The organism is Acinetobacter sp. R933-2 (assembly GCF_030325485.1).
GTDB classification, from domain to species: domain Bacteria; phylum Pseudomonadota; class Gammaproteobacteria; order Pseudomonadales; family Moraxellaceae; genus Acinetobacter; species Acinetobacter sichuanensis.
On record NZ_JACAIJ010000031.1, the window covers coordinates 1 to 11,110 of the forward strand.

Sequence of the window (11,110 nt, forward strand, 5' to 3'; positions counted from 1 at the left end):
CCATGTGAGAGTAAGTCATCGCCAGCTTTTAAATCTAAAAGCCCCCTCAAAGCGAGGGGGCTTTTTTTATGGGGGAAAGAAAGCGAAAATTAGAAAATAATACAGCATAAACGAAGATTGTTTATTCATATTTTTTAAATTAAAAATCATATATTTACTATTTTTATATATCTATAAATTTTTATTATCCCTATGTCTAATTGCTCATAAACTTTGTCTTGCGTATATTGCGCCAACCTTGAATTTTACTTGAAAATTCATGTGAGAAATCTGGACAAGTACTCATGGGAGATGAGAACGATGACAATGGAAAACATAGATATTAATTCTGTAGTCGATAAGGCGAAATTTACCCCGTTTCACTTCAATGTAGTGGCTTGGTGCTTATTGATTATTTTATTTGATGGATATGACTTAGCAATTAATGGGGTAGTGTTACCTCTATTAATGCAAGATTGGGGTTTAAGTGCAGTACAAGCAGGAATGCTTGCGAGTACTGCATTAGCAGGCATGATGTTTGGCGCAATGTTTTTTGGCTCTTTGGCTGATAAAATTGGGCGTAAAAAAGTTATTATGATCTGTATTGTATTATTTAGTGGTTTAACATTTGCTGGAGGCTTTGCCTCAAATCCAACTGAATTTGCAATTTTACGTTTTTTAGCAGGCTTAGGTATTGGCGGTGTAATGCCAAATTTGGTTGCATTAACTTCCGAATATGCACCAATTAAAATGCGCAGTACATTAGTAACAACAATGTTTAGTGGTTATGCAGTGGGTGGCGTCATGGCTGCTTTATTAGGTTCATGGTTTACTCCAAGTTTTGGTTGGCAAGTGATGTTCTTTATTGCTGGTATTCCTTTATTTTTATTACCTGTGATTTGGAAGTTCTTACCTGAATCTTTAGCATTTATTGTGAAAGAAAATAAGCAAGAAAAAGCGCGTAGTATTGTGCGTCGTCTTGCACCGAATTTAACTGTCACTGAAAAGACGACTTTTACTTTGCCAAAAGTTGAAGTTCCTGAAGCAGCGAATGTGGTTAGTTTATTCCGTCGTGGACGTGCAACAAATACACTTTTGTTTTGGTTAGCATTTTTTACATGTTTATTGACAATGTATGCCTTGAGTAGCTGGTTGCCAAAATTGATGATGGCAGCAGGTTATTCAATGGATAATAGCTTGATGTTCATGATGGTGATGAATGTCGGAGCAGTTGTTGGGATTGTGGGAGGAGGGATTTTGGCTGATCGTTTCCATCTGAAACCTGTATTAATGTGTTTAGGAATTATGGGGGCGATTGTAATGAGCTTGATGGGCTTTCAATCAAACCAATTTCTTTTATATATTTTAGTCTTTTTAGCTGGTGCTGCATCTATTGGCTCACAAATGCTATTGTATAGTTATGTTGCACAATATTATCCATTGGCAATTCGCTCTACAGGGATTGGCTGGTCTTCTGCAATTGGTCGTATGGGTGCGATTGTTGGACCTATTTTAATTGGTGGTTTACTCGGAATGAGTTTACCTGCGCATTTTAACTTTATGGCTGTTGGTTTACCTGTTCTCATTACTGCAATTGCTGTCGCTTTAATTATGAATGATGACGAGTCTGAAAAAATTGATGCAAGTGCATCAGTAGTTGCCAAAGTTTAATGATTTGATTCTTATAAAGTCTTTATTTATTAAAATCGATGAATAAAAAAATCTCCCCTAGTTCTTAGAATAGGGGAGATTTTATTTTTAAAACAAAAATTAGATAGAGAATGAAGATCCACAACCGCAAGTTGTTGTTGCGTTTGGATTATCAACAATAAAGCGAGAACCTTCTAAGCCTTCAATATAATCAACTTTTGAACCAACTAGATATTGGTAACTTAAGGAGTCAACTAACATTTTGACATCGCCATTTATAAATTCTGCATCATCTTCGTTCATATTTTCTGCAAAATTAAAACCATAAGAAAAACCAGAACAGCCACCACCTGTTACATAGACACGTAACATTAAATCCTGATTACCTTCGCTATCACGAAGTTGGCGAACTTTATTTGCAGCGTTGTCTGTGAGCTCAAGTGCTTGGGCATTCATGCGATTGTTCCTCAAATTCAAATGGCTTAAATGAAAAGACCATATATTTAGTATAGCATACTCAATATATGGTCAGTGAGTCGACTTTAAAGTAAAATCAGACTAAATTTATCGGATTTAAACTAAAATTATTTATAGTTCTCATCTTGTAATGCACATTCAAAGTTTTTAGGGTCATTTTTACAACGGAATTGCCATAAAAGCTTCATCATTGGTTTGCTATAGACGCCTTGTTTGGTCAAACTAATTCGTGATTCACGCATTAATTTTTGATAACCAGCTTTGTCTGATTCAGGTACTTGCATCCAGTATTTAGCAGGAATATCAGCTTTCATTTTACCAATGATCGTAAATGCACGAGGCAGCTGTGAACGTACCCAATCACGTGATTTTTGACCAAAACCTGCTGGGAATTTATCAGTGCGAATAATTAAATTACCTGTGACCTGTAAGATCGGATAATTCACAATCGCACCTTTTGAGCCCAGACCTTTATGCAACTCTAAAGGTTTAAACACGGCTGCTGGAGCACCAATAATATCAACTTGTCCATTATTAAACTTTGCTCCAAAGTTTGTGACATCAGCACTAACGGCTTGTGCACCTACTTGTTGCACCATGATTTTTTGTGCTTGGTCATAGTCTAAAACTGCAATTTTTTTACCTGCTGCTTTCGCAACAGTATTAATATTACGGTCATTTACCATGAGGAAGGCATCACCTACAGGAATGACACCAACGACTTCATATTGACCATTGACCATATGTTTAGCAAAGTTTGGAGATGTTAAACCTTGCATGATTTTAACAGCAAGATTGAGGTCGGGGATGGCACCAATAGCATCAAGTGATCCTGTAAAGTTATTGAATTGGCGACCACGCATACCTGTGACACTGATACCATCACATTTACCTGCTTTAAAATCTTCTGCGATAACACCTTCGTTTTGATTTACTTTGAGTTCAATATCAGCGCCCCAAGCTTTTGCAGCAAGCTGATAATCTTTCATTAAATTAAAAACATCACCATTTTTACCCACCAAATCAAATACACAGATGACTTGTTTTGCCTGAGCAGTTGACACCGCTGCACATAAGCCTGCTGTAACTAAGAGCATCTTAGACCATTGCATTTTATTTTTTCCTTTCCATGATCAATTTATTGTTTTGTTCTATGTTGAATTGAATATTTTTTTCATTCAAAAATAGAACTAGGTTGATATTGCTGGCTTAAATTCTGCATTTTTTATTGGATATACTTTTCAACGAAGCAAAAAATAAATCAGCTTAAAATATCAATTTTATACAAGATTAAGACTTAATCATTGATTCAACAATGACTTAAATGACAGAAAATAAAATTAAAAAAACCCAGAACGAATTCTGGGTTTTTCTTTTTAAATCAATATTATTCGCCAGCTAAAGAGCATTCGAAGTTCGCTTTATCGACAGAACAACGTGCTTTTTTCAATACTGACATCATTGCAGGGTCATAGACGCCCATTTTTGTTAACTCTAAACGACCATCACGCATCATTTTTTGATATTTCAATTTATCATCAGCAGTTAAATTTACTTTGTATTTTGCTGGAATTGATGATTCTAAACGGCTAATCATAGCAAAACTTTTTGGTAAGTTTTTAATGAAGTAGTCACGTGATTTTTGACCAAATCCTGCTGGGAATTTCTCTGGACGAATCAAGAAATCAGCCGTAATTTGCATCACTGGGAAGTTAAATACAGCACCATTGGTACCTAAACCTTTGTTTAATTCTAAAGGTTTATAAGCATATGCTGGTGCGCCAATCATATCAACTTGACCGTTATTAAATTTCGCAGCAAAGTTTGAGATATCTGAAATAACCGCTTGTGCACCTACACGTTGTACAATGACTTTTTGAGCTTGGTCATAGCCAAGAACAGCAAACTTTTTACCTGCCGCTTTTTCAATTGAGTCAATATTTTTATCACGTACAAAAATGAAAGCTGAACCTAGTGGTGCAATACCAGCAACTTCATATTTTTTGCCGCCTAAGTTTGATACCATTTTGCCAGCATTACGAGCATCTAAAGCAAAAGTAATTGCTTTTTGTGCAATACCGTTACTTGGTACACCACCTAAAGAATCGATTGAACCAACGAATTTGTTATACTGACGTGCACGCATTGCTGTCATGAATACGCCATCACATTTACCTGCTTTAAAATCGTTATCAGCAACAGCTTCATCTTGTTTAGGGATTAAGTTAACATCAGCACCCCAGCCTTTAGCAGCAAGAGCCCATTCTTGTGCCATTTGGAAAGATTCACCAGATTTACCTAATAAGTCAAATACACAAATATCAATTGCTGCATTTGCAGTTGTTGTGCTTAAACCTATGATTGTTGTTGCAGCAGCTAAAGCTATTTTTTTCATATTTTGATCCTTGTCAATTATACGTCCATAATTGGAGTTTCTTTTAAACGCAATCTTAATCAAATTTTTTTAAAAAAAATAGAGCTTTTACTCCATTTTTTTGTATATATTCTACCATTGCATTATTTTATTTTTCACAGTAATAGTAAGCAGTTGTAAAAAATTATCGTGAAATAAGTTTTTGTATTTTATTTACTTTTTTTTGAACTTTTACGCTTATCACAATTAAAGCATTTAAAAAAACAAAAAACGATATAAAAAATTGAACGTATTCGTATATTTCTTATTACAAGTAAATATGTTTTGACTTACATTGTTTCAAGTTAAAATCTGTCAAAAGCTAAAAAATTAATGACAGATTTATGAAGAGAACAAAAAAGTAGACAAATTTTTCAGCTTTATTCGTCAGGTAAAGAGCATTCAAAGTTGGTACGATCCACAGTACAACGTGCTTTTTTGAGTACAGACATCATGGTTGCATCGTATACACCACGTTCGATAAGTTCAATCCGTACTTCTCTTAATAATTTTTGGTATTTAATTTCATCTTCTTTTGAAATATTAAGTTTATATTTGGCTGGAATTTCCGCTTCTAAACGCTCAATCAATTTAAAAGTTTGTGGCATTCTTTTTAAAGACCAAGTCCGTGATTGGCTGCCAAAATTATTTGGAAATTGATCGGCTTTAATAATAACATCAGCCGTGACATGCATGACAGGATAAGTAAACATAGCACCTTTCGCGCCTAAGCCTTTTTGGATTTCTAAAGGTTTAAATGCATAAGCTGGTGCTGGGACTGAATCAACTTCACCTGAATTAAATCTTTTTACAAAATTAGATAAATCAGAGGGAACACCGATCGCCCCCACACGATCTACAGCAGCTTTTTGAGCGATATCATAGTGTAAATACGCAAACTTAATCCCTTTTGCTTTGTCAAATGAGTCAATTTTGCGATCACGAACAAAAATATAAGCCATGCCTAAAGGGCTGATGCCTGCTAATTCATATTTTACGCCATTTTTAACAGAAATGAGGCGCTTGTCATTACGTTTATCTAGCGCATAAGCAATCGCTTTTTGTGCAATTGCATAAGTAGGAACACTGCCTACAGCATCAATTGAACCGCCAAACTTATTGTATTCACGTGAACGCATTGAAGTCATTGCAACGGCATCACATTTGTCAGTTTTAAAGTCGCTGTCTGCTTGTTCTTCTGTTTTATAAGGAATTAAATTGATATCTGCTCCCCAAGCTTTCGCAGCCAAAGCCCATTCTTCCATAACTTTGTACGATTCACCTGCTTTACCTAAAAGATCAAATACACAGACATTTTGTTTCGCTTGCACTGTAGGAGACATAAAAATGCCGAAAGTACAGGCTAAAAATAAATTTCTTTTCATTTTTATTCCCTAAACTTTTATCCAATTGAATTCATAAGTTTTTATCTGTTTTAACATAATAATGTGATAATGATCAAATATTAAACGCTGAATGGTCAATATAATTTTATAATGAGAGCTTTAATACCTGACAAGATCATTTGGGATATATTGAATAATCAATAGATTTTTTTCTTAAAGATCATTTTTTTTTTGTTTTTAATATGCTGATTTATATTTTTTTTAAGTTTTAAGAACATTGAGGATTTTAAAATGAAAAAATACCAAATCAATTATAAATCACTTGAAGGTTGTTTAAATAATATTCATTAAATCGACATATATAAATTGCACACTAGAAACATAATTTATAGCGATTAGAGAATATAAATGCATCTTCCAAATAAAAAAAGTACGTTGGTTATTTTAGCATTATCAGTGACTTTGACAGCATGTAATGATGATAAAGATAATGTGACAGTCATTACACCACCCACTCAAAATAAAAATTTAGAGCTGAATATCGTACATATTAATGACCATCACTCTCATTTAGACGAAGATAAAGATGGCTTTACATTAAAAATGAATGTTGGCAAAGGCGATGAAGAATTTAATGCAAGTAAAGGTGGCTTTGCACGTGTGGCTGCTTTTATTCATCAAGTTCAAGCAGAAAAGAAAAATGTTTTTAAGATGCATGCAGGCGATGCAACAACAGGCGATTTATATTATAACTTGACAGAGGGTAAGGCAGATGCAGATGCTATGAATAGCGTTTGTTTTGATACTTTTACACCAGGAAATCATGAATTTGACTCAACTGATGCAGGTTTGAAAAAGTTTATAGATTTTTTAGATCAAGGCACTTGTGAAAATAAAACAAAAATTTTATCTGCTAATGTGACTTTTGGTGCATCTTCTCCGTTATATCAAACACAACGCATTCAAAAATCACAAATTTTTGAAAAAGATGGTGTAAAGTTTGCTGTAATTGGATTAACCATCGCAAATAAAACAAAAAACTCTTCACAACCCAATACAGATACCTTATTTGCTGATGAAATTGAAACAGCACAAAAAGAAATAAATCAATTAAAAGCGCAGGGCATTCATAATATTATTTTACAAACTCATGTTGGATATGATTTAGACCAAAAATTAGCGACATCTTTGACGGATGTGGATGTCATTATTGGCGGAGATTCACATACTTTATTAGGTCCAAAAATTTTGGAAAAATATAGTTTAAGTCCAGAGGGTGATTATCCGACCCGACTTAAAAATAAAAATGGGGATTTGGTGTGTATTGCACAGGCATGGGAATATAGCAATATTGTTGGTGAATTAAACGTAAAATTTAATCCTGAAGGTCAGATAGAAAGTTGTAGTGGTACACCACATGTATTACTCGGTGATGATATTAAACGCACAGTTGATATTCAAAAGTACAATGAAAATTTAAAAAAATACAATCAAAATAAAAATATAGAACAACAAAAAACCTATACACGTAGTGAAATTATCAATGTTTCTGAAAATGAGAAAAATATCATTAAAAATCAGATAAAAATAGATCAAGCACCATTAGATTTTATACAACCAGACTCTAAAACATTAAGTCTTTTAAAACCTTATCAGATTCAAAAACAAAAATTTGCAGAAGAAGTGGTTGGACAGGCTACGGATAATCTTTGTTCTCGTCGTGTACCAGGAACACAACGTGATATAGGACGCTCAACTTTAGGTGATATTTGTAATAAAAATAACCATGTTGATCAACATGGTGGCGATATTCAACAAATAATTGCTGAAGCTTTCTTGCAACAAGGTAAAGCATTTTTTGGAGCAGATATTTCTTTCCAAAATGGTGGTGGTGTACGAGAAGATGTTGCACAAGGTGATGTTACGGTAGGGAAAATTTATAACGTTTTACCGTTTAAAAATACCTTGGTACAGCTCAATATGACAGGTACAGAAGTCAAAGCAACGCTAGAAGATGCGATGGATAGCGTCGTTGTACAAAATAATACAGGAAGCTACCCTTATACAGGTGGGCTGCGTTGGAACGTTGATTTTAATAAAAATAAAGGACAACGTTTAAGTCAAATACAAGTACGTAATGCAACAGGAAAATATGAAGCATTAGATTTGAATAAAACTTATAAAATCGTGACGATTGATTTTTTAGCAAATGGTAAAGATGGCTATACCACTCTAAGCACAATTACAGGTGCACGTCGTACGAATGTGGGTTTAGATTATGCGGAAGCATTTTTGAAATATACGCAAGCTTTGTCAGGGCAAACAGGGCAAAAGAAAATTAATAAATTATCAACTGAAAATTACAGTACCCAACTTTTTGTAGATAAAGCCAAATAAAAAAATGTGTACAAAAATCCTGCTTTGTCAGGATTTTTGTATTTATACAGAAAAAAACTTGAAGTTTGAAAAATGAGCAATTAAGATAACGCCAAAATCAGCCATTGTGGCTTTGATCAATAATGATTCCAATTGAAATTTAACCTTTATTCATCTTGTACGTTGCCTTTGACAAGAGATATCTTCACACTTAACTGGTTGCAGGATGACCATAATATCTTGATTTAACCCGCCATTTATTTGATCCAAAACAGCAGAATTGTATTTGGAATATTCGGGAGAAAAATCATGTTGTTAACTGTAGTTATGCACTTTGGTTTGCAATAAAACCATATAAAACTGAACGCTTTAAATTGCGTGAAAAATTTAAAAACTTTTTAAAGAATATAAATGCTTTCAGTACGTTGTTTTAATGAAAAATGACGCGCGTACTGACATTTAAAAAATTGTTAGTGAAAATATGAATAAATATGTAAATCAACCTTTTGCCAATGATGTGCAACAAGGTGAGATGGAGAGTTTTACTGAAATTCATCCATTGGCGAAGCTATGGGCTTTTCGTTTTTTAGTTGAATTAGGTGGTGCAAAAGAGTTTATTTCAGACAATTGTTTTAATAATCAGTGGATTGCAAAACAGTTGGGCTTTTCTGAACCTTTGTTAAATGATCAATTTAACGAGCAAGCTGCCTATCAAGAACTTAAACAGCTTCATCAAAATATTGAACAGCAGCATTTAAATCAGCCATTTCAATTTAGTGAAGAATTACAATTTAATCTTAAATTATTACAACAGCTTTTAGATTTAAATGATGTTGAAAGTCTGATTTTAGGTTTTGTGATTTTACTCAATAGTGAACAACTTTTAGATGATATTGCAGATACATTAGGCGAGTTAACAGCGTCTAAAACCTTACGTGCATTAGCGATTGTGTTGGATGTGCCTTATGAAGAAATTCGTCAAGCACTCTCTACACAAGGGCGATTACATCGTAGTGGTTTAGTCAGTTTACAGCAGTATTACCGTAATTATTTACGTATTAAATTAAGTTTAGTCTCAAATCAATTGGTGGATAAATTACTGGTTAAAGCCAATGATGTGATGGATTTATTTACAGGTACGATTAATAAAAGTGATAGGGCTGAACTTACGATTCAAGACTATCCTCATCTACAAAAAGATTTAAATTTATTGTTGGCTTATTTAAAACAAGTCAAAAATACCAAACAAAAAGGTGTAAATATCTTCCTTTATGGAAGCTCAGGTACAGGTAAAACGCAGCTATGTAAAGTCTTGGCTGCTGAATTGGCTGTACAACTTTTTGAAATTTCTTATGAAGATGCGGATGGTGATGCCATTTCTGCAACAGGGCGTTTATGTGCATATCGTGCAGCACAATGTATTTTTGACAGCCAATCTGCTTTATTGATGTTTGATGAAGTTGAAGATGTATTTAATGATACTGAAAATGGGATGGGAATGAAAAGTACTGCCCAAAGTCGTAAGGCTTGGGTAAATCGTATTTTAGAGCAAAACCAAACACCCACCATTTGGGTGTCTAATTCTGATCAGCTTGATCCTGCATTTATTCGTCGCTTTGATATGGTCTTGGAAATAAAAGTACCGCCGAAAAAGCAACGTATGAACTTTATTGTTAAACAATGCGGTCATGAATTAGATCCAATGTATCAAGAGGCATTTTCAAATATCGAACAGCTTTCACCTGCGATTTTAAATCGTAGTTATAAAGTTGCGAAAATGGCAAAAATGCACAATGACGATTTAGCGCTACCCAATAGTATGACGAAATTAATTTCAAATACATTAAAGGCGCAAGGTTTTCGTGCGGTTAAATTACAAGACAGTAATGCTTTGCCACAATTTTATGACCTGAGCTATATCAATACACCCTCTAACTTAAAAGACATTGCCACAGGAATTCAACGCCATGGTTTTGGCCGTTTATGTTTATATGGTGCATCAGGTACAGGTAAAACGGCATTTGCACGTTGGTTGGCTGAATTCATTGACCAGCCTTTGCTGATCAAGAGAGGCTCCGACTTAATTTCACCTTGGGTTGGGCAAACTGAACAAAACTTAGCACAAGCTTTTGCTGAAGCTGAAGAGCAGCAAGCCGTATTATTGTTAGACGAAGTCGATAGCTTATTACAAGATCGACGACAAGCAAGTAAATCTTGGGAAATTTCACAAGTAAACGAGTTCTTAGTCCAAATGGAAAGTTTTAACGGGATTGTTATTGCAACGACCAACCGTTTTGAAGAATTAGACCAAGCTGCTTTACGTCGTTTCGATTTTAAAATGCACTTTGATTTTTTAACCTATGCACAGCGTTTTGCTTTATTGGAAAATGTTTGCCAACAATTAAATCTTGAAATAGATGAAACTCAAATCAAAACACAGCTACAAGGATTAAATCGTCTTTGTGCAGGAGACTTTGCTGTCATTGTCCGTCAAGCGTGTTTTCAGCCCTTCAAAAATGTAAATGCTGTACTACAACACTTACATGAAGAAATGGCTGTTAAATATAAAGCTTCACAAAGTATTGGATTTACCGCATCAAATTGATGCGGTTTTTCTTTTTTAATCGAAAATTAAAAAATGTGGACTAATTTTTCAGTAGTGATAATGAAAAATAAATTACCAAAATGCTTTAATTGTGAAAAAAATAATTAAAATTGATTAAAAAATAGATAAAAAAACATTTTTTTAATGATTTTCGTAGAAAAAACACCCATACAATAAAAAACTTTAAAAAAAGGGGTTGCGTCTAATGTGAAATGCTGTAGAATGCACATCCATCGGCGGTGATGAAGATTAAAACTTCTGATA

At 34.0% G+C, this 11,110-nt stretch carries 7 protein-coding genes; 3 read left to right on the forward strand and 4 right to left on the reverse strand.

Annotated features, from left to right (window positions below; all coding sequences use genetic code 11):
• Window positions 1-300: 300 nt before the first annotated feature.
• Window positions 301-1,650 (forward strand): aromatic acid/H+ symport family MFS transporter, encoded by a 1,350-nt coding sequence (locus HX005_RS19035; RefSeq protein ID WP_107010028.1) that lies wholly within the window; start codon window positions 301-303, stop codon window positions 1,648-1,650.
• A gap of 99 nt (window positions 1,651-1,749) precedes the next feature.
• Here the strand turns inward: HX005_RS19035 and erpA are convergent, their stop codons facing one another.
• From erpA to HX005_RS19055, 4 genes are all read right to left on the reverse strand, one after another.
• Window positions 1,750-2,085 (reverse strand): iron-sulfur cluster insertion protein ErpA, encoded by a 336-nt coding sequence (erpA, locus tag HX005_RS19040; RefSeq protein WP_107010027.1) that lies wholly within the window; start codon window positions 2,083-2,085, stop codon window positions 1,750-1,752.
• Window positions 2,086-2,213: 128 nt separating this feature from the next.
• Entirely contained in the window at window positions 2,214-3,218 is a 1,005-nt protein-coding gene (locus HX005_RS19045; RefSeq protein ID WP_107010026.1) for a putative solute-binding protein, read from the reverse strand.
• A gap of 275 nt (window positions 3,219-3,493) precedes the next feature.
• Entirely contained in the window at window positions 3,494-4,501 is a 1,008-nt protein-coding gene (locus HX005_RS19050) for a putative solute-binding protein (protein ID WP_107010025.1), read from the reverse strand.
• A 398-nt stretch (window positions 4,502-4,899) separates the two neighbouring features.
• Window positions 4,900-5,904, reverse strand: a complete 1,005-nt coding sequence (locus tag HX005_RS19055) for a putative solute-binding protein (protein ID WP_286378545.1) — start codon at window positions 5,902-5,904, stop codon at window positions 4,900-4,902.
• 369 nt (window positions 5,905-6,273) lie between these two features.
• Between HX005_RS19055 and HX005_RS19060 the strand changes: the two genes are divergently transcribed.
• Complete coding sequence (locus HX005_RS19060; protein ID WP_286378546.1) at window positions 6,274-8,262, forward strand: 5'-nucleotidase C-terminal domain-containing protein; 1,989 nt, start codon at window positions 6,274-6,276, stop codon at window positions 8,260-8,262.
• A 460-nt stretch (window positions 8,263-8,722) separates the two neighbouring features.
• On the forward strand, window positions 8,723-10,846 hold the full coding sequence (locus tag HX005_RS19065) for an AAA family ATPase (RefSeq protein WP_286378547.1): 2,124 nt from the start codon (window positions 8,723-8,725) through the stop codon (window positions 10,844-10,846).
• Window positions 10,847-11,110 lie beyond the last annotated feature (264 nt).

What these genes read in the sequence shown, in the direction of transcription:
- HX005_RS19035 (WP_107010028.1), top strand. Translation starts at nt 301, where the DNA reads ATGACAATGGAAAACATAGATATTAATTCTGTAGTCGATAAGGCGAAA.
- erpA (WP_107010027.1), bottom strand. Translation starts at nt 2,085, where the DNA reads ATGAATGCCCAAGCACTTGAGCTCACAGACAACGCTGCAAATAAAGTT.
- HX005_RS19045 (WP_107010026.1), bottom strand. Translation starts at nt 3,218, where the DNA reads ATGCAATGGTCTAAGATGCTCTTAGTTACAGCAGGCTTATGTGCAGCG.
- HX005_RS19050 (WP_107010025.1), bottom strand. Translation starts at nt 4,501, where the DNA reads ATGAAAAAAATAGCTTTAGCTGCTGCAACAACAATCATAGGTTTAAGC.
- HX005_RS19055 (WP_286378545.1), bottom strand. Translation starts at nt 5,904, where the DNA reads ATGAAAAGAAATTTATTTTTAGCCTGTACTTTCGGCATTTTTATGTCT.
- HX005_RS19060 (WP_286378546.1), top strand. Translation starts at nt 6,274, where the DNA reads ATGCATCTTCCAAATAAAAAAAGTACGTTGGTTATTTTAGCATTATCA.
- HX005_RS19065 (WP_286378547.1), top strand. Translation starts at nt 8,723, where the DNA reads ATGAATAAATATGTAAATCAACCTTTTGCCAATGATGTGCAACAAGGT.